Below are 19,349 nucleotides of genomic sequence, written 5' to 3' on the forward strand. Positions count from 1 at the left end.
AAGTACTTGTTCCTTTGGAGCCAATGTACATGCTGGGCAAAACCCTGTCAGCGAACCAGCGCATCATGCCCCTCTCTGGTCCAGCCCTTCGGCTTCCATCCGCTTGGCCAGCTCACCGACGCTCTCGATGCTGCGAGCACCTTCGCCGAGCTTTGGCCGGTAGCTGATTTGCGGGCGGCCCTGCTCTTCAAGGTACCCCGCAGCGGGCAAGGTTTCGGGCTGATGCAGGTCCCAGGCGTTCAGCGCCTGCAGCGAGATGCCACGTGGTCCGGTGCGCCGGGTGACGCCATGGATGAGCAGCATGCGGGTAGAGAAAAGCAACGGCCCGGTGCGTTGCTGGGTGTCGTCGAAGAAGGTCGCATCGATGCAGCCTGTCCCGTCGTCCACGGAAATGAAGACCACTCGCTTGCCTCCACGCATGGGAGGAGTCTGGGTGGCCACGCGCACTCCAGCGACGAGGACCTCGGTTCCGTTGCGCAACTGCAGCAGCTCGGCCGCTTGGGCAATAGGCAGGTGCGCCAGGCGTTGCCGGTAGGAAGAGATCAGGTGCTCGCTGGCATCCAGGTGCATCAGGTCCAGCTCGGTACGCACCACTTCGGCAGGTTTCAGCTCGGTTCCCGTGGCCTTGATGTGTTCGATTTTCCCGAGGTCAAGCGCCAGCTGCCCGGGCCCAGGCCGGTATTTGGGCGGAAGGGAGCTGTGTGCCATCGATTGCGTGTGGGCGATGGTGTCGGCACGCGAGGTCCCGGCGAGCAGGGAGTCGAAGACGCCGAGGGCCGCGAGGTTCTGGTAGGTGCGGCGCGAGAGCCCCGCACGGGCGCGGACATCTGCAAGGTGCTCATAGGGTTGGCCAGCGACCAGGCGTTCGACTTCGCGTTCGCTCATCTGGTGGATGTCGCGGAAGGCCAGGCGGACCCCGTAGCGTCCAGGGCGCAGCGAGCTGGGCGCGCGTGGCACCACCGGGAGCTTCGCTGGAGCGGATTCGAACACCCGTTCGACCCGGTAGTGCCCGGTGGAGCGGTTGATGTCCAGCGGCAGGATGGGGATGCCCATGCGCCGGGCTTCGGAGACCAGCAGCCGCTTGGGGTACATGCCCGGGTCATGTTCCCAGATGCCGGCAAGGAAGGCTTCGGGGTGGTGGGCCTTGAGCCAGGCCGAGTGGTAGGTGGGCACGGCGAAGGCCGCCCCGTGGGCTTTGCAGAAGCCGAAGGACCCGAAACCGGAGAGCACTTCCCAGACCTTGTCGATCGTCTCCTGGCTGTAGCCGCGCTTGGTTGCTTCGGTGCGCACATAGCGTTCTACGGCTGGTTCCTTGTCCGGATTCCCCAGCAGCCGGCGGTAGACATCGGCCATGCCCAGCCCGCAACCGGTCATCACATCCAGGATGCGCAGCACCTGTTCATGGAAGACGGTGACCCCATGGGTTTCGGCGAGCGCTGGAATCAGGTCCGAGTGCAGGTATTGGGCCGGGGCGAAGCCGTGGCGGTGCTCCAGGTAGGGCTTGACCATATTCGATTGCATGGGGCCAGGGCGGAACAGCGAGATGTCGATGATCAGGTCGTTGAATTCGCGCGGGGCGAGCTTGCCGATCAGCTCGCGCTGGCCCGGGGATTCGATCTGGAAGCAGCCCAGGGTATGGGTTGAGCGGATCAATTCGAATGTGGGTTCGTCATCCAGCGGCACCCGGGACAGGTCGATCGCTCCGGCAGCGGAGATATAGCTGTCATCCACATGCCCTCCGGCGCGCGCGACCGACTGCTTGTCCGGGTGCATGCGGGCGATCTCTTCCAGGGTGTAGGCGATGGCTGATTGCATGCGCACCCCAAGCACGTCGAGCTTGATCAGCCCCATCAGGTCCATGTCGTGCTTGTCGAACTGGCTCATCTGCAGCCCGATGCCCGACGACTGGACCGGGGTGCGGTCCAGCAGGCTCGCGTCGGAGAGGATCACTCCGCAGGGGTGCATGGAGATATGGCGCGGCAGCCGGTCCAGGCGTTCGGTGGCGTCGATGAGGATATCGAGCTGGGTGTCATCGGTAATGCGTTCGGCCAATGCCGCCAGTTCCGGCTTCTCGGTGAGCGCTTCGCGGAAAGAGGACGCGGAGAAGCGCCAGAGCTGCTTGGCGATCTCGTCGACCTGCTCCTGCTCCACCCCGAGGGCGGCTCCTGCATCGCGGACCGCGCCGCGGGCACGGTAGGCGTTCTGCATGCTCATCAGGCTCACGCGCTCTTCGCCGAAGTTGGCGAAGATCTCCCGGTAGATCTCGTGGCGGCGTGCGGACTCCACATCGATATCGATGTCCGGCAAGGTGGTGCGGGTATCGGAGAGGAAGCGTTCGAACACCAGGTCATGGGTTAGCGGGTTCACCTGGCTGATGCCCAGCAGGTAGTTCACCAGCGAGGAGGCGCCGGAGCCGCGGGCGGCCACGCGGATTCCCATGCCGGTGATCAGCTTGACGGTTTCGGCGACGGTCAGGAAATACCCGGCGAAGTCCAGCCGGTCGATCACCCCGAGTTCCAGAGCCAGCTGTTTTTCAATGAGGCTGGGTTTGGCGTGCGGCAAGAGCCCTGGCACCGCGCCGTAGACGCGGCTGGTGAGCTCTTGCATGGCCGGGCGGTCCAGGCCGAGGACCTTGGCCTCGGGGATGACCGGCTTCTTCCATCCGAGATCAGCCACCGGGTCGGCCGCAGCCCATTCGGCAAGCGCTTCGGTTTCCCGCAGCAGCTGGTGCGCCCAGCTTCTTTCGGTGGCATAACCGATTTCCTTGGCCAGCTGGCGCATCTCTTGCGGGGTTTTCAGCCATCCTTGGCCGTTGGGTTGGCAGGAGTCCAGGTTCTTCAGGCTGTGCAGGGCGCGCGCCGAGTCCAGGATGTCTGCGGTGACCGCCCCGTCGGGGTCCACGTAGCGGACGGCGTTGGTGAGGACTGCTTTGACCCCCCGCTCGTGGGCGTAGCGCAGCATGCGGCCTGCTTCGCCGAGGCTGTAGCGCGATCCGGGACTGGAAAGGTGCGTGGTGATCTCCACGCGCAGCATCTTTCCCAGCCGCTTCTTCCAGTTGGAAAGCAGTGCCCGGGCGTGAGCGTAGTTTCCCTTGAGGATTGCGCGAGACACGTCCGACTCCCCGCCGAGCAGGATCATCAGATTTCCGCCGGCGCCCAGATGCGCCAACTGCCCGGCTTCCAGCCCCGGAACGCCGTGCGCAGTGCCATGCGCGAGGGTGATGGCCCGGCACAGCGCTGCATATCCCGCACCGTTGCAGCGCCCGCGGGCCAGCAGGACAATCCGCCCCTGGGTTTCCCCGTGGCTATCGAGCACCGCAAGGTTCACCCCGAGAATCGGGTGCAGCCCTTCTGCCATGCAGGCTGCCACATGCTTGACCGTCCCATACAGCCCATCCCGGTCAGTCAGCGCGAGCATCTGCGCCCCCTGCGCCTTGGCCGCCTGGGCCAGCTGCTTTGGGTGCGAGACGCCATAATGGGCGCTGTATGAAGAACTGACGTTCAGATGGGTGAAGCTCATGGATGTCCTTCGAAAATATGTTCCCCTGCCGGCACATCAGGCGCTGCGGGCCAGCGAGTCATGCACGCGCACCAGGCGCCACCGTTCAGTTTGCGCATCAAAACTCACATCGACGCTGTGCACTTGGCGGGATCCACGCACGGCGACCAGCTGCAGGCGCCACATCTCGTAGTCGGCAATCCCCGCACCGGCTCCGCGGGGAATCCGCAGGTTCTCATCCCACCATTTGCGGCGCTCGAACCAGCGCTGCGGTTCAGCCACCAAGCGGTAGTCCTGCCCCTGCCAGGTCACGCGCAACGGCATCCCATTCGCTGCGCGAGCCACCTCGATCGACTCGGTGAACATCCCCACGTGCGCACTCCTTACCTAGTAGAACCATTCTATTCGAACACGTGTTCGAATGACAGTTACACTAGTCAGCGCGACCGACAGTTTGGGTTAGCCGAGCGCAGCGGCTCGCAGCGTCGATGAGCTGGCTGAATAGGCCCTGCGAAAGGCCGCGATAAACGAAAGGGCGAGGAACATCCGACATCGCAGGCAAGCAGCGCATCATGGGCCAAGGCCAGGCGCAGTTTGGCGATGTAGCCCGATGGGAACGGTGCCCCGCTCACCCTCGGAGCCAACGTTCCGCTCAATCGGCGGCTGGAGCAGCAGGTCGCTGGCTTGGGAGCTCTATGCACCACAGTGGATCAAGGCCAATTCGGCGCGGGCACTGGTTTCCGCCCTCGGTGCCGTCCTCCTGCTCAGCGGAGCCTGAGCCCGAGGCGCAGCCCTTGCGCCGTCACATACGTTCCGGGAAACTCGTGGTGCACCTGCGCAAATTGGCTCTGGGCGAAACAGCCTGCGTCATTGTGTCACGAATGTTCCATAAGCGCCGAGGACACCGATAGCATCGAGACAGCAACAGTCAATCGTTCCAGGAGCTAAATCCCATGCCTCATAAGGTCAAAGCCGTTGTTTCCCGCGCCAAGGATGCGCCGGTAGAGGTCGTCGACATCATCGTTCCGGACCCGGGTCCCGGAGAAGTAGTCGTCGACGTGCTCACCACCGGTGTCTGCCACACCGACTTGCACTACAAGCTCGGCGGCATCGGCGACGAGTACCCCTACCTGCTGGGCCACGAGTCCACCGCAGTCGTCAGCCAGATCGGCGAGAACGTCACCAACGTGAAGGTCGGCGACCGCGTGATCCTGAACTGGCGTGCAGTCTGCGGCCAGTGCCGCGCTTGTGCCAAGGGCGAGCCGAAGTACTGCTTCAACACGTTCAATGCCACCCAGAAGATGACCCTCGAGGACGGCACCGAGCTGTCGGCTGCCCTGGGCATCGGCTCCTTCGCCGAGAAGACCCTGGTCCACTCCGGCCAGTGCACCATCGTGGATGAAGAAGCGGATCCGGCAGCCGTCGGCCTGCTCGGCTGCGGCATCATGGCCGGCATCGGCGCGGCAATCAACACCGGTGAAATCAAGCGCGGCGAGTCGGTTGCCGTGATCGGTTGCGGTGGCGTCGGCGCCGCCGCCATCGCCGGCGCGCAGCTGGCCGGCGCGACCACCATCATCGCGGTGGACGTCAACCCTGACAAGCTGGAAACCGCGAAGACCTTCGGCGCCACCCACACCGTGGATTCCGCCAAGGTCGACGCCGTGGAAGCCATCCAGGAACTGACCGGCGGCTTCGGCGCCGATGTGGTGATCGATGCTGTAGGCCGTCCGGAAACCTACAAGCAGGCCTTCTACGCCCGCGATCTTGCAGGCCGCGTGGTGCTGGTGGGCGTCCCGACCCCGGAGATGAAGCTCGAGCTGCCGCTGCTGGACGTCTTCGGCCGAGGCGGCTCGCTGAAGAGCTCGTGGTACGGCGACTGCCTGCCAAGCCACGACTTCCCGATGCTTGTCGAGCAGTACAAGCTCGGCCGGCTGGATCTGGACTCCTTCGTCACGGAACGCATCAAGATCGATGAAATCGAAGAGGCGTTCAAGAAGATGCATGAAGGCACCGTGCTGCGTTCGGTGGTGGAGCTCTAATGGCTGCCCGCATCGAGAACGTCGTCACCTCCGGCACTTTCTCGCTGGATGGCGGCACCTGGGATGTCGATAACAACGTCTGGATCATCGGCGATGATTCCGAGGTCATGGTGATCGACCCGGCACACGATGTTGCCAAGATCCGCGAAGCCGTGGGCGAGCGCGAAGTCATGGCCGTGCTGCTGACCCACGGGCACGACGACCACATCCGCGCCGCCGGCGAATTCGCCGACGCCGTTGATGCACCGTTGTTCTTGAACCCGGAAGACCGCATGCTCTGGGAAGCTGTCTACCCGGAGCGCGACGTGGACGCGGAAATCAGCGAAGGCGATTCATTCACCATCGCCGGCACCTCGCTGACCGCGCTGCACACCCCGGGGCACTCGCCAGGTTCAACCTGCTTCTATGCGGAAGACCTCGGCGTGCTGTTCAGCGGCGACACCCTGTTCAACGGCGGACCGGGTGCTACCGGGCGCAGCTACTCCAGCTTCGAGACGATCATTGAATCGATCCGCACCAAGCTGCTGGTGCTGCCAGCCGAAACGGTGGTCAATACCGGTCACGGTGATGCCACTTCCATCGGTGCCGAAGCGCCGAACCTGGATGAATGGATCAAGCGCGGGCACTGACCCGCGACAGCGATTCCACCAAATGGCGGCGGCAGCCGGCCTGCGGGCCGGCTGCCGCCGCCATCCTTGTTTCCCGCACCATCGATGGAATAATGAATCCATGCCTGAAACGCATTTGCGGATCCAGAGAACGGCAGGCTATGGCGGCCTTGCCGCCCTGCTCTGCGGCCTCGTCTTGATCTGGCACGACGGCCGCCAACCGGTGGCCACCGCCGCAGATAGCTTCTCCTCGGCCGCCGGAGCGATCTCGCAGTCGCCGAGCCCAGTGCTCCTTGCCGCAGGAGCGCTGGTGTTCTTCGGCGTCGTCACCCTCTGCTTGGCTGCCGGGATCCTCCTGATGCGCCGCATCCTGGCGGTGCGCCCCCTCAGAGCCGTGCCCTGGATCCTGGCCGCGCTCGCCTTGGCCTTGTTCCTGGCAGGGGCCGGGTTGAAGATCTGGGATACGCTGCAACCGGTGCCTTTGGGCTGGTTCGCCTACGAGCCGCTGACGCACGCACAGCTGTCCTCGCTGGCCACGTCCCCGGCGGGCGTTGCCGCGCGGCGGCTGATGGGACTGGGGCTGGCAGTATTCGCCATGGCCAACGGCGCCTGGATGGTGCAGCACGCCGCCCGGCACCAGCGCTAGAACAGCGAGTTGCTGTGCGCCTCGATCAGCTCCGGAGAGTTGTTGCGCACATTGCCGACAGCGGTGTCGACCTCATGCATGGTCCATTCTGAGGCCACATCGAACGCTTCTGCACGAATCTGCTCGATCAGCCCTTCGCCATCTTCCTCGGCAGGGTTCATCCAACGGCCCATCATCTCCTTGCCCAGCGGAATGGGCAAGCGGTCGTGCAGGCCGGCAAGTTCGCCAAGCACCCCTGGTTCTTCAGCCGAAGGCGAGTCCATGGTCATGATCGAGGTGGAAAGAATCCAGGATCCGTCCTCGTCCTTCCACCATTCATAGAGGCCGGCGAAGAAGATCAGCTTTCCATCCTCGCGGTGCACGTAGAAGGGGCGTTTCTTGCTGCCCTCCTTCTTCCACTCGTAGTAGCCTTCCACCGGGACGACGGCTCGGCGCTTCTTCACTGCTGAGCGGAAGGTCGGCTTGGTGCTGGCCGTCTCGCTGCGCGCGTTGAAGGCACGCACCCCGACCGAAAGCTCCTTCGCCCAGCCTGGCACCAGCCCCCACCGGGCGACATGGACCTGGCGGTGCAGATCATCGCCGATCAGCCGCTCGAGCACAATCGGCACATCGGTGGTTGGCGCAACGTTCCATGACTGGCGCAATTCCAGGTTGTCGTCAGCTTCGGCCTCGGCCTCCGCCACCAGATCGCCGATAGCTTTGGCCATCACATATCGTCCGCACATCGCTTGCCCCCTAGTCCGGCCTCAAGGAAAATCTGCTCCCCAGTCTAGCGAGCAGCGTCCGAGAATTCAGCGAACTTTTTCCGGCCAGCCGGGAACAAAGTCAACATGCGTGCCGTTACACCAACTATGAGCAATGAATTGAACCTTGACCAGTACGTTCCCGCTGCCGGCGGAGTCACCATGTTCACCACCAGCTGGTGCGGCTACTGCCGCAACCTCAAGCGCCTGATGGACCAGAAGGGTGTCGCCTACACCGAGGTGAATATCGAAGAAGTTGAAGGCACCGCGGAGATCGTCGAGTCGTTCAACAACGGCAACCAGACCGTTCCAACTCTGATTTTCCCGGATGGAACCGCAGCCACCAACCCGCGCATCGACGAGGTTGTTGAGCGCGTCGGCGCATAGTTCCACTCGCAAGACCAGGCATCGGCACCCCCTAGCAGGTGCCGATGCTTTTTTAAGCTGCGCTATGCACCGTGCAGCGTTGCGTGCTCGCGGTATTCCTCGAGCAACGCGGAAACAAATGCTTCAGTGGTGACACCGGCGAGCAAATCGTTCGCTGCGCCTACCGTTGTCGGATCCATCGGAACACCCATTGCCTGGTAGACCCCATCAAGGACCTGGCGCAAGGACGAAGAATCCTCGACAACAAAGACTGAAGAGAACAGCCATGCGCCGGAAACCACACGCTGAGCCGTTCCTACCAGCTTCACTGGATAGTTGCGCGGCGAGTTCCCGTCAGGGAGACCATGTACCGAATGATCGCCGGGGCAGTACTCCCCCGGGATTGGCCCGACCTGCGCATTTACGCCAAGGCGCTGGAAGGCGTTGGCATAGACGCGGGCAAATACCTCGAAGCGGCTTTGCTGGCGCATCACTGCCTCAGCTTCGGGCTCAATGTGGTCAACGATTAATGTGCCCCGGTGATATGCCGCGGCTCGGCCACCGGCTTTGCGCACCAATGGCGCAAAGCCGAGCTGCTGCGCCACCTCCCGCGCCTCCTCATAGCCGTCCAGACGCACATCACGCTGGCCAAAGGCCAGAGTCGGGTCCGGACGATAGAGCCGTAGCAAAGAACCCCTCTCGCCCGACTGGACATCGCGCAGCAACTGCACTCCGCGTTCTAGGTCAGTTGCCGGGTCTCCGCTTGGAACTTCGATTTCCACGGATAACGGCGCATCTGACTGGGCATTCCACAAACTCATGGAACTGAGTCTAATTCAGCAAATCGATTCAGGTGGAGTAGATGTCACAGCAGCTGGTTGCCGAAGGCCGGCATTTCTGGGCCATAATAAAAGGCGTGCCAAATTCTTCAACCCCTGTCATCCTGATTGCCGGGCCGTCCGGATCCGGCAAGTCCTATCTCGCGTCGAAATTCGGCCAGCCTCATCTGCCGCTGGACGAGTTCTACCGCCAGATCAGTGAAGACGGGAATCCTGTTGAGTTCCCCCGCACCGGCTACGGCGAAATCGACTGGGACGATTCGGCTACCTGGAATCAGGAAGCCGCGCTGCAGGCAATCGATGATTTGCTCCAGCGCGGTACCACCATGGTCCCCAACTACTCAATCGCAACCTCGAGCTACAACGGGCATCGCGAAATCACGTGCGCCGGAGGACCGATCGTCGCCGAAGGCATCTTCCTCTACGAAATCCTTGAGCCGCTGCGTGCCAAGGGCATCAATGTCCAGGCGTACTATGTCGACGAACCGGCCTTGGTCACCGCTCTTCGGAGATTCGTTCGCGACGTGGCACAGCGCCGGAAGCCGATCTTATTCCTGGCCAAGCGCGGCTATGCACTTTTCCAGGCCCACAGCGCAGACCGGGAAAAGTACCGCCAGCGGCAGTTCACGCTGAAGTCCAAGCCAGAGCTCAAGAAGCTGCTCGCCAAGCTTTCAGCCGGCGCATCGAACTAGCGCGAACGGACCGTCAGGATCTGCTCGGCCCGGCCGAAAGGGCCAGTTTCATCGTGCAAAACCGTTGAGGTCAGTCCGATGCCGTCGGTGCCGAAGCTCTGCTGGACATCCAGCCCCAGCCACTCGCCTACCGGCATGCGATACATGTGGATCTGGAGATCCACGTTCGGGTAGATCCAGGTCCCTTCACCCGGATCCACACGTGGCACCACGCCGTTTGCCGTGTCGATCATTCCCACCAGGCTGGATAACGCAGTAGCGTCTCCCGTGTCGACCAGCGCATAAGGAGTACGCAGCCATGCGAAGCCCCGACCTGGGCGCAGTTCATCATTGGCACGCATCTCGATGGATTTGATGTAGCCACCAGGCCATTTCTCGCTGATGTCCCGGACCGAGCAGGCATCTGGACCCGGGATTTCCTTGTCTTCGATCCCTGCTACCGCACTGGTGTCGCTCTGGATGACTCGCCAGGCGCGCGCAACGATGCTGGTGCGGCCCTTGGCAGTCATCTCGGCCTCAATCAATTCGATCGTCCGGCCGGGACGGACCATTCGCGTTGAGATCTCGAATTCCCCGGCATGGATCAGACCGTGGATTTCGTAGCTGATCCGTGCGATGCGCATGTCTGCGCGTGGCTGGAAATTTTCCAAGGCATAAGCCAAGATTCCCGAGGCGGGAGCCATATGCTGCTCATGCGGATTCCACGCACCCTGGGAATGCCATGACGAGCGATAGCGCCCATCGCCAAGAGCTTCAAAATAGAAATCGCCATCAGCTAGGGTCTGTTCTAGCTCTTCGTTGAGCTGGTGCGTCATCGTTGCCCTCCTGGCATCGCGGTGTTCAATACTCTGCCCTCAGGCTATCCAAGAGTAATTGAATTCACTAAACTAGCCGGCTGTGTCGTGCTCATGGGCTCGCTGGCCGGCATGATCCATGATTCCGAGCACCTCGGCAACACCATTGACCGCCCACATCGCATGAGGAGTCATGGTGTCGAACTGGGCGGATTGACCTGCCTTCACATGGTAGGTTCGATCCCCCAGCTTCAGCTGGATCTCGCCGAGGAGCACTGTGAACCATTCCTTGCCCGGATGGATGCGCAGCTCGGTGGGAGCGGGCGCCTGCGAAGGATCGAAGCGCATTTTCGAAACATTCACACCGTTCACCGCGTCATCGGTGGACAGCTTCCACATGGTGACCCCCGGCATCGAAATCGGCTCCGGGCGGATAATGATCTCGGCCTCAGAGGTTGACGCGAGCTCGTCCAAACTGGTGTTCAGCGCCTTGGCTATGGGTATCAGCTGGTCAAGGGCAATACGACGGCTTCCTGTTTCGATCCTGCTGAGCGTGGAAACGCTGAGGGATGCCTTGCTCGCCAATGATTCCAATGACCATCCGAGATTCTGCCGAAGCGTCCTGATACGTTGCCGGATAATCTGATCCACATCGATTTCTTGCGTCATGCGCAAAACGGTACACCCTTTCGCGCAAGTCGTCGATACCGTGGACAGTACACCGAACGCAGCAAGGAGAGGGACATGGAACATTACGAAGCAATCGTCATCGGCGGCGGCAGTGCGGGACTCGCGGCCGCCATCGCGCTAGGCCGTTCGCGGCGCACTGTGCTGGTTATCGATGAAGGAAAGCCGCGAAACGCTGCAGCGCAGCATGCGCATAACATCCTGGGAAACGAAGGCATCAATCCCCTTGACTTCTTGTCCCGCGGACGGCATGAGGCCATGAACTACGGAGTGCAAATTATCCAAGGTGCAGTCGACGGCCTCAGCGGATCGATGGAAACCGGGTTCCGCGTCACGATGTCCGGCCAAGCATTCAGCGGAGACCGCATCGTGCTGGCGACGGGTCTGGTCGATGACTTGCCTGCGATTCCAGGCTTGGCCCGCGCATGGGGCGATACCGCGGTCCACTGCGCTTACTGCCATGGCTGGGAAGTCCGCGACCAGGAAATCCTGGTTCTCGGTATCGGACCTATGAGCACCCATCAAGCGATGATGTTCAGCCAGCTAAGCCCTAACGTCACCTTCATCAACCACACCCCGGCCGCATTGAACGACGAGAATCGCGCAACACTTGCCGCCTTGGAAATACCGGTCATCGAGCAAGCAGTGCAAGCGATCGATTTCGATGCTCAGGGGAATCTGGATTCAGTGACCCTTGCAGACGGCCGAAAGGTCAACGCGCAGGCACTGGTAGTGGCAAGCCAGATGAACGCGCAAGCCTCGCTTTACCTGTCGCTCGGCGGGCAGCTTGCCGAAAATCCGCTTGGCACCTTCATCCAAGTCAATGAAATGGGCGCTACCGCTCTGCCCGGAGTATACGCCGCGGGAAACGCCAGTAACCTGGGCGCGATGGTCATGGCCGCGGCAGCATCTGGAACGGTCGCAGGAGCTGCCATCAATGCTGATCTGCTGGGCAGTCGGTTGGCTAAGGCCCCAGCGCCAGCGAAACCGTAGCTGCTGCCCCTGCCCCCCTAGCGCACTAATTTCCAGGGGGCCGTGCTGCGGCCACCCGATGGGCGCGAGAATAATGCTCATCAATTCTGCAGAGAATTACATCTTGCTAACGTACTAGTCAATCGACAAGTCGTGAACTTCGATGGTGTGATTTTCCTCGGCAGATTACCCACGTATCACACGTCACGCCCCACCGGCCGGCGATCAATGGTAGGCTTTATTCGTTACCTCAACGGTTGCAGGTGTGAGTCCCCCCCAGCAATTGTTAGCAGTAGGATTTGTAGCACAGCCAACAAATCGTCTGTGCTTTGCAAATCGGTTCATCGATCTTCAGATTGAATGAACTCCTATCGAAACGAATTCTTCATCTTCTCTTCTTCACTGCAGATAAAACATCTCGACGTCTCCGTGCGTCACTTTTCTGTGGCTTCCTTGTTCTACTCCGTTAGCGTGGGGTCATTACCCGTTAGCAGCCTGGAAACCGATGATGTCTAAGCACGTGCAGCGACCCCCGTTTTGGCCGATACCGGCAAAATCAGTATTCGATGCTCCGTATCGACGGCAGGCGAATCGTTCTCGGCAGCTCTGCGCGAGGTAACCCCTAAATTTTCCGATTCGAAACTTCGGATCGGCAACCAGGCCACATCGTGGCCATCAATAAATAAGGAAATAACACTATGGCCACTGGCACCGTAAAATGGTTCAACGCTGAAAAGGGCTTCGGCTTCATCGCTCCTTCGGATGGATCGGCTGACGTCTTCGCACACTACAGCGCAATCCAGAGCTTCGGTTTCCGTAGCCTCGAAGAGGGCCAGACCGTTGAGTACACCCTGGAAGCTGGTCCAAAGGGCCCACAGGCTACCAACATCCAGGCTCGCTAAGAGACTTTCTTCAAAGGTGCAGTTCCCCGCAAGGATGGAACTGCACCTTTGCTGCTTTTAACCGTTTTCTACCGGCAGGCTTCGACCGGAGGTCGTTCGCGAAGAACCCCTACACCAAGCAGACGAGCTGGCAATGTCGTGAGCTTCGGGAACAAGCGAAAAGCGGAAGCTACCGGCATCGGCACCCGGAATTCGCCGCTGGCCTGCATGACGCGGGTTAGCCCGCGATGCATAACTCGTTGAACCATCTGTGTAGCAACTGTCGGGACGGTTCGGCGGCGTTGTACTGCTGCCACATCATGATCAGAAATCGTCCCTTCCCGAAGAGGCCGCGCCAAGATCCGTGCCGCTGCTACAGCATCCTGCACAGCCAAGTTGATGCCGATTCCCCCAACTGGACTCATGGCATGGGCAGAATCCCCAATGCACAGCAGGCCTCTCCGCCACCACTGTTTCGCGCGATTTAGCTTGACGTCCAGAAGCTTCGCATCATCAAGGGCCAAACTTTGTACGCCGTCTGCCAGCTCGGGAGCGGCCTGGATGATTGACTTCCTCCATGACTGGACGCCTTCTGCGCGTAGCCGGGCATCGTGCCCCTTCGGCAAAAGCATGGCTGCCTGCACATATCCCTCGCGCGGAATCAGGACAAAAGATCGATCCTTGGCAAATGCTGGAGTCAGTTCGTTCTTTCGATCCACGTTGCTTGGAATCTTGAACCACCACACATCAATCGGTACGGAGAATTCCCTCATCGGCAGTGCGGCTGCTTCTCTGACACGGGACCACCTGCCGTCTGCCGCAATAGTGAGCAATGCACGCATTTCACCGCCGCCGGCCGAGTCTTCATATTTGACGCCAATTATGCGGCCTCCTTCGGTGACAACGTCAGTTACCGAGGTACTCATCCTCAGCTCGAAATTCGGTTCGGCTTCACCTGCACGAGCCAACAAGTTGAGGAAATCCCACTGCGGCGCCATGGCGATGAACGGAAATGGATGCTCCAACCGCGACAGGTCGAGAACTGTAGCTGGCGAGCCATCCCTGGCGGGGATGCTCGCTTGAGCAACCTTGCTGAAATTGATCTTTTCGAACTCGCTTATCAGCCCGATTTCATCAAGCAACTGCAGCGTTGAGGGGTGGATGGTGTCGCCACGAAAATCCCTGAGGAAATCTGCGTGCTTCTCAAGAACCGTTACTGGCACACCGCTGCGGGCAAGCAGCAAACCGGCCACCATTCCGGCCGGCCCTCCCCCCAACAATGACGCACCGTGTATCTTCTGCCATGAGCCCGTACCTTCCGTGTGAAGTAACCGGCTTCCAGCTTGGCACTATCCGCTAATCGTAGACAGCATCCGAGCTGTTTGGCTTCAAATTCACAGCAATCATGAGCATCGCGAAGATCAACAGCACCACGGCCAGCCCTTGGAACCCGACGGCTCCCAGGACCGGGCCAGCGCTAAGCCCTCCAAGCACACCGGCAAGATTCATGCAGAGATCCGAGGTGCCCTGCAGTTGTGGACGTTCTGAAATACCAACCGCCCCGGAAATCATTGTTGCCCCGGCAACTGTGGCCGCAGACCAGCCGAGTCCCAGGCTCAGCAAAGCAAAGGTTGTCACGGTGTGGCTCTCTGAATCGATCCACACGAGTATGCTTGCCGTGATCAGCAATGCTTGCCCTGCGAAGATGATCGTCCGCGCTCCTGCCTTGTCCGTGAGCCAGCCGAATACCGGCGACAATGCGTACATCCCGGCAACATGAATTGAAATCGTGATGCCGATGAGCGTCAGATTTGCCCCTTGATGCTGCATGTGGATTGGAGTCATTGACATCATGGACACCATGTAGAGGTGGGTCAAAGCCACGGTGAGCACCGCGCGTCGAGCTGCGGGAATGTTTTTCAGGATGTTCCAGCCACTGCGGCGAAGCTGAGCTTTTTGCGTGTGGACAGCAGCTCGTTGCTGTGCAATCTGCAAAGGGTCGGGACGCAAGCCAACCCAGTAAACCAGCACGCCGATCAGTTGCGCGCACATGGCGATGAGAAAGCCTCCGGTAAACGATGGGAGACTTATGAACCGAGCGAGTTCTTCGCCAGGCTCGAACAAGTTGGGACCAATTACTGCGCCGATGGTTGTCGACCATACGACGACGGAGAGATCACGGCCGCGAGTGGATTTGCTGGACAAATCCGTGGCAGCGAATCGGGATTGGAGATTCATTGCCGAGCCGGTTCCTAGAACCAGCATGCCGAGCAGCAGCAGCGGCCAATATCTCAGGAATGCTGAGGCAATGATGATGGTGACGCCGCTGGCCGCCAGCAAGGCACCTGTTGATAGCGAAACACGCCGGCCGAATTTCTGAGCGAGCATCGCCAGCGGCAGTGCCATGACGGCGGCACCCAGTGTATTCATGGTTGCCGCCATGCCGGCCAGTTCATCGAGCCCGGAAACATTCACAATCAGCAGCGACCCCAAGGTCAGGGTTGCGCCACTGCCCAAGCCACCAAGAATCTGTCCTGCGGCGAGGACAGAAATGGATTTGCGTCGAATCCGCTGAATTTGCTGGTCGTCCAATGAACTTTGTTCATCCGAAGTGGATTCGATCTGCACATTGACTCCCGCGCATTGATAGCAACTCGTACTTTCCAAGTATCTACCAATTGCCGCTGTGCGTTGCGTATAGCGCCGCTCATGACAAAGGCCCCACCAAATTGGTGGGGCCAGTGTCGGAAAAGCTAGGTACTAGAAGTCCCAGTCCTCGTCTTCGGTATTTACTGCCTTGCCGATGACATAGGAGGAACCGGAACCGGAGAAGAAGTCATGGTTCTCATCAGCGTTCGGGCTCAACGCGGCCAAGATCGCTGGGGATACGTCGGTCACGGTGGATGGGAACATGGCCTCGTAGCCCAGGTTCATCAGAGCCTTGTTGGCGTTGTAGTGCAAGAACTTCTTAACGTCCTCGGAAAGGCCAACCGGATCGTAGAGGTCATGGGTGTACTGGACTTCATTTTCGTACAGTTCGTACATCAGCTCGAAGGTGTAGTCCTTCAGCTCCTGCTTGCGTTCCTCGCTGGCGTCTTCCAGACCCTTCTGGAACTTGTAGCCGATGTAGTAGCCGTGGACCGCTTCGTCACGGATGATCAGGCGAATCAAGTCAGCAGTGTTGGTCAGCTTGGCATGCGAGGACCAGTGCATTGGCAGGTAGAAGCCCGAGTAGAACAGGAACGATTCGAGCAGGGTCGAAGCGATCTTGCGCTTGAGCGGATCTTCGCCGTGGTAGTAGCTCTCGATGATCTGGGCCTTCTTCTGCAGGTTCACGTTCTCGGTGGACCAGCGGAAGGCTTCATCGATTTCCTTGGTGGAGGCCAGGGTCGAGAAGATCGAGGAGTAGCTCTTGGCGTGCACCGACTCCATGAAGGCAATGTTGGTGTACACGGCTTCTTCGTGCGGGGTCAGTGCATCCGGAATCAGCGAGACGGCGCCTACGGTGCCCTGCAAGGTGTCCAGCAGGGTCAGGCCGGTGAAGACACGCATGGTCAGCAGCTTTTCGTCTTCGGTCAGGGTGGCCCAGGACTGGATGTCGTTGGACAGCGGCACCTTCTCCGGAAGCCAGAAGTTATTGACGAGTCGGTTCCAGACCTCCACGTCCTTATCGTCCTGGATACGGTTCCAGTTGATTGCTTCAACCTTGTTGGTGAGCTGAATCTTCTCGGTCATTGCCCCTCATCGAAAAGCTAAATCGTGTTAAGAACTTTGCCTACAACTCTACCGTTCTTTCGAACGGTGCCGGTGCAGCAAGGTCCCGAGTTCATGTCGGATCGTTGACACGATCTGAAGTGGTTTTGATGTGCAACAGCTGCCGCTGGGCGGAGCCCTGCGGCAGCTGTTGCGTGATGCCATGGACCGGCTAACCGGTCAATGGCTCAAGGTTTTACAGTGCGCAGGAGACGCAACCTTCAACCTCGGTGCCTTCCAGCGCGAGCTGGCGCAGGCGGATGTAGTACAGGCTCTTGATACCCTTGCGCCATGCGTAGATCTGGGCCTTGTTGATGTCACGAGTAGTGACGGTGTCCTTGAAGAACAAGGTCAGCGACAAGCCCTGGTCGACGTGCTGGGTTGCAGCGGCGTAGGTGTCAATGATCTTCTCGTAGCCGATTTCGTAAGCGTCTTCGTAGAAGTCGATGTTCTCGTTGTTCATGTAAGGAGCCGGGTAGTAAACGCGGCCGATCTTACCTTCCTTGCGGATTTCGATCTTCGCTGCGACCGGGTGGATCGAGGAGGTCGAGTTGTTGATGTACGAGATCGAACCGGTTGGAGGAACTGCCTGGAGGTTCTGGTTGTAGATGCCGTGCTCCATGACCGAAGCCTTCAGCGCCTTCCAGTCTTCCTGGGTAGGAATGTGCATGCCTTCGAACAGTTCGCGGACGCGCTCGGTAGCTGGTGCCCATTCCTGCTCGGTGTACTTGTCGAAGAACTCGCCGGAGGCGTACTTCGAGTTCTCGAAGTTGTCGAAGGTCTCGCCGCGTTCCATCGCGATCTTGTTCGAAGCAGTCAGCGCGTGAAACAGGATCGTGTAGAAGTAGATATTGGTGAAGTCGATGCCTTCTTCGGAGCCATAGTAGATGTGCTCGCGAGCAAGGAAGCCATGCAGGTTCATCTGGCCCAGGCCAATGGCGTGCGACTTGCGGTTGCCATCGGCAATCGAAGGAACTGAAGCGATGTCCGACATGTCCGAAACGGCGCTCAGCGCACGAATGGCGATCTCTACCGAGGTAGCCAGATCCTTGCCGTCCATGGCCTTGGCGATATTCATCGAACCGAGGTTGCAGGAGATGTCCTTGCCGACGGTCTTGTAGCTCAGGTCGTCAGCAAATTCCGAAGCGGAAGAAACCTGGAGGATTTCCGAGCACAGGTTGGACATGGTGATGCGGCCGGCAATTGGATTTGCCTTGTTCACGGTGTCCTCGAACATGATGTACGGGTAACCGGACTCGAACTGGATCTCGGCCAGAGTCTGGAAGAACTCGCGGGCGTTGATCTTGGTCTTCTTGATGCGCGCATCGTCGACCATGTCGTAGTACTTCTCGGTGACGGAGATTTCGCTGAACGGCTGGCCGTAGACGCGCTCGACGTCATACGGGCTGAACAGGTACATGTCTTCGTTCTTGCGCGCCAGTTCGAAGGTGACATCCGGAATGACAACACCCAGGGACAGGGTCTTGATGCGGATCTTCTCATCAGCGTTTTCGCGCTTGGTATCCAAGAAGCGGTAGATATCCGGGTGGTGCGCGTTCAAGTAGACGGCACCGGCGCCCTGGCGTGCACCGAGCTGGTTCGCGTAGGAGAAGGAATCTTCAAGAAGCTTCATGACCGGGATGACACCGGAAGACTGGTTCTCGATCTGCTTGATCGGGGCACCATGCTCACGCAGGTTGGTCAGCGACAGGGCAACACCACCGCCGCGCTTGGAAAGCTGCAGCGACGAGTTCACCGCGCGGGCGATGGACTCCATGTTGTCTTCGATGCGAAGCAGGAAGCAGGAGACCAGTTCGCCGCGCTGCGCCTTGCCGGCATTCAGGAAGGTTGGGGTAGCAGGCTGGAAGCGGCCTTCGATGATCTCGTCGACCAGATGCCGGGCCAGCTTCTCGTCGCCGCGTGCCAGGTGCAGGGCCACCATGCAGACGCGGTCTTCATAGCGTTCCAGGTAGCGCTTTCCGTCGAAGGTCTTCAAAGTGTACGAAGTGTAGAACTTGAAGGCGCCCAAGAAGGTTTCGAAGCGGAACTTCTTGCCGAAGGCGTGCTTGAACAGATCCCGGATGAAGTTCATCGAGTACTGGTCGAGGGTTTCGCGTTCGTAGTACTCGTGCTTGACGAGGTATTCAAGCTTCTCGTCCAGATCATGGAAGAACACGGTGTTGTTGTTCACGTGATCCAAGAAATACTGGCGAGCCGCATAGCGGTCTACCTCGAACTGGATCTTTCCATCTGGACCGTAGAGGTTCAGCATGGCGTTCAAGTCGTTGTAGCTCAAGCCCTGGAACTGGGCTGGGAGCTCCTTTGAGCTCTTCATCGTTGCTGCCGGTTCTGCGACGCTGGTGTCCAAAAGGTTTCAAGCCCTTCTTTGACGTTGAGAACGTCTTCTGAGGTTCCCATAATTTCGAATGTATAAAGCACGGGTACGTTGCATTTCTCGGCAATGCGCTTGGCCGCAATGCAGTAGTACTCGCCGAAGTTTGTATTCCCCGCACCGATCACGCCGCGAAGATTCGCCCGGTTCACATCATGCCGCAGGAACTTCATGATCTGCGGCATGATTGAACGCTTGCCTTGCTCTCCGCCATAAGTGGGTATGAGCAGCACGTACGGGGCTGTCGAGATGAGCTGCGGTTCGGTCGCGTAGACCGGAATCCTCGCGGCATCCATCTCGAGCTTCTCCACGAAACGCTTCGTGTTCTCCGAAACCGATGAGAAGTAAATCAGGTTCGAATCGGTGAATTCCAGCGGTTCCTGGGCCTCAGCATTTTGCCTGTCGGCAAGTGCTGCAGGTGCCATTATTTTTTCGCCTC

18 protein-coding genes are annotated in these 19,349 nt (G+C 59.7%); 7 read left to right on the forward strand and 11 right to left on the reverse strand.

Annotated elements, in window-relative coordinates; translation table 11 throughout:
- Positions 1–63: 63 nt before the first annotated feature.
- Together F0M17_RS08880 and F0M17_RS08885 are read right to left on the reverse strand one after the other, a co-directional pair.
- Positions 64–3,519: a DNA polymerase III subunit alpha gene (locus tag F0M17_RS08880; protein WP_149596956.1), complete on the reverse strand. Its 3,456-nt coding sequence runs from the start codon at positions 3,517–3,519 to the stop codon at positions 64–66.
- Between the two features lie 36 nt (positions 3,520–3,555).
- Entirely contained in the window at positions 3,556–3,864 is a 309-nt protein-coding gene (locus tag F0M17_RS08885) for a DUF6504 family protein (RefSeq protein WP_233125289.1), read from the reverse strand.
- A gap of 587 nt (positions 3,865–4,451) precedes the next feature.
- On the opposite strand from F0M17_RS08885, the gene F0M17_RS08890 reads away from it, so the two are divergent.
- The 3 genes from F0M17_RS08890 to F0M17_RS08900 all read left to right on the forward strand — a co-directional run bounded on the left by F0M17_RS08890 (position 4,452) and on the right by F0M17_RS08900 (position 6,791).
- Positions 4,452–5,537, forward strand: a complete 1,086-nt coding sequence (locus F0M17_RS08890) for an S-(hydroxymethyl)mycothiol dehydrogenase (RefSeq protein WP_038991217.1) — start codon at positions 4,452–4,454, stop codon at positions 5,535–5,537.
- Positions 5,537–6,166, forward strand: a complete 630-nt coding sequence (locus F0M17_RS08895; protein ID WP_038991218.1) for an MBL fold metallo-hydrolase — start codon at positions 5,537–5,539, stop codon at positions 6,164–6,166. Before F0M17_RS08890 ends, F0M17_RS08895 begins: the two co-directional genes overlap by 1 nt.
- A 100-nt stretch (positions 6,167–6,266) precedes the next feature.
- Positions 6,267–6,791: a hypothetical protein gene (locus F0M17_RS08900; protein WP_073706177.1), complete on the forward strand. Its 525-nt coding sequence runs from the start codon at positions 6,267–6,269 to the stop codon at positions 6,789–6,791.
- Here F0M17_RS08900 and F0M17_RS08905 read toward each other — a convergent pair.
- The gene (locus F0M17_RS08905; protein WP_073706176.1) at positions 6,788–7,516 is read right to left on the reverse strand and encodes an SOS response-associated peptidase; all 729 of its coding nucleotides are present in this window, start codon (positions 7,514–7,516) and stop codon (positions 6,788–6,790) included. The genes F0M17_RS08900 and F0M17_RS08905 overlap by 4 nt on opposite strands.
- Before the next feature lie 126 nt (positions 7,517–7,642).
- Between F0M17_RS08905 and F0M17_RS08910 the strand changes: the two genes are divergently transcribed.
- Positions 7,643–7,921 carry a mycoredoxin gene (locus F0M17_RS08910; protein ID WP_038991221.1) on the forward strand — a complete coding sequence of 93 codons (279 nt, stop codon included), beginning with the start codon at positions 7,643–7,645 and terminating at the stop codon, positions 7,919–7,921.
- 62 nt (positions 7,922–7,983) lie between these two features.
- Here the strand turns inward: F0M17_RS08910 and F0M17_RS08915 are convergent, their stop codons facing one another.
- Positions 7,984–8,721 carry a lipoate--protein ligase gene (locus F0M17_RS08915; protein WP_073706174.1) on the reverse strand — a complete coding sequence of 246 codons (738 nt, stop codon included), beginning with the start codon at positions 8,719–8,721 and terminating at the stop codon, positions 7,984–7,986.
- Positions 8,722–8,762: 41 nt separating this feature from the next.
- On the opposite strand from F0M17_RS08915, the gene F0M17_RS08920 reads away from it, so the two are divergent.
- On the forward strand, positions 8,763–9,431 hold the full coding sequence (locus tag F0M17_RS08920; protein ID WP_073706173.1) for a uridine kinase: 669 nt from the start codon (positions 8,763–8,765) through the stop codon (positions 9,429–9,431).
- On the opposite strand, the gene F0M17_RS08925 is transcribed toward F0M17_RS08920, so the two are convergent.
- Positions 9,428–10,246 (reverse strand): thioesterase family protein, encoded by an 819-nt coding sequence (locus F0M17_RS08925; protein ID WP_038991223.1) that lies wholly within the window; start codon positions 10,244–10,246, stop codon positions 9,428–9,430. The genes F0M17_RS08920 and F0M17_RS08925 overlap by 4 nt on opposite strands.
- A gap of 72 nt (positions 10,247–10,318) precedes the next feature.
- Positions 10,319–10,876: a helix-turn-helix domain-containing protein gene (locus tag F0M17_RS08930; RefSeq protein WP_367651317.1), complete on the reverse strand. Its 558-nt coding sequence runs from the start codon at positions 10,874–10,876 to the stop codon at positions 10,319–10,321.
- Positions 10,877–10,969: 93 nt separating this feature from the next.
- Here F0M17_RS08930 and F0M17_RS08935 point away from each other — a divergent pair, with 93 nt between their 5' ends.
- Complete coding sequence (locus F0M17_RS08935) at positions 10,970–11,905, forward strand: NAD(P)/FAD-dependent oxidoreductase (protein WP_149596957.1); 936 nt, start codon at positions 10,970–10,972, stop codon at positions 11,903–11,905.
- Positions 11,906–12,582: 677 nt separating this feature from the next.
- On the forward strand, positions 12,583–12,786 hold the full coding sequence (locus F0M17_RS08940) for a cold-shock protein (protein WP_013349123.1): 204 nt from the start codon (positions 12,583–12,585) through the stop codon (positions 12,784–12,786).
- 68 nt (positions 12,787–12,854) lie between these two features.
- Here F0M17_RS08940 and F0M17_RS08945 read toward each other — a convergent pair whose 3' ends face one another.
- From F0M17_RS08945 to nrdI, 5 genes are all read right to left on the reverse strand, one after another.
- On the reverse strand, positions 12,855–14,021 hold the full coding sequence (locus tag F0M17_RS08945; RefSeq protein ID WP_149596958.1) for an FAD-dependent oxidoreductase: 1,167 nt from the start codon (positions 14,019–14,021) through the stop codon (positions 12,855–12,857).
- Positions 14,022–14,121: 100 nt separating this feature from the next.
- Entirely contained in the window at positions 14,122–15,393 is a 1,272-nt protein-coding gene (locus F0M17_RS08950; RefSeq protein ID WP_149596959.1) for an MFS transporter, read from the reverse strand.
- A 132-nt stretch (positions 15,394–15,525) separates the two neighbouring features.
- Entirely contained in the window at positions 15,526–16,500 is a 975-nt protein-coding gene (gene nrdF, locus F0M17_RS08955; protein ID WP_073706168.1) for a class 1b ribonucleoside-diphosphate reductase subunit beta, read from the reverse strand.
- Positions 16,501–16,714: 214 nt separating this feature from the next.
- Positions 16,715–18,853, reverse strand: a complete 2,139-nt coding sequence (nrdE, locus tag F0M17_RS08960; protein ID WP_038991232.1) for a class 1b ribonucleoside-diphosphate reductase subunit alpha — start codon at positions 18,851–18,853, stop codon at positions 16,715–16,717.
- Positions 18,850–19,335, reverse strand: a complete 486-nt coding sequence (nrdI, locus tag F0M17_RS08965; protein WP_073706167.1) for a class Ib ribonucleoside-diphosphate reductase assembly flavoprotein NrdI — start codon at positions 19,333–19,335, stop codon at positions 18,850–18,852. The genes nrdE and nrdI overlap by 4 nt, the downstream gene beginning before the upstream one ends.
- Positions 19,336–19,349 lie beyond the last annotated feature (14 nt).

The sequence above is a fragment of the Glutamicibacter sp. ZJUTW genome, from assembly GCF_008370855.1.
Taxonomy (GTDB): domain Bacteria; phylum Actinomycetota; class Actinomycetes; order Actinomycetales; family Micrococcaceae; genus Glutamicibacter; species Glutamicibacter nicotianae.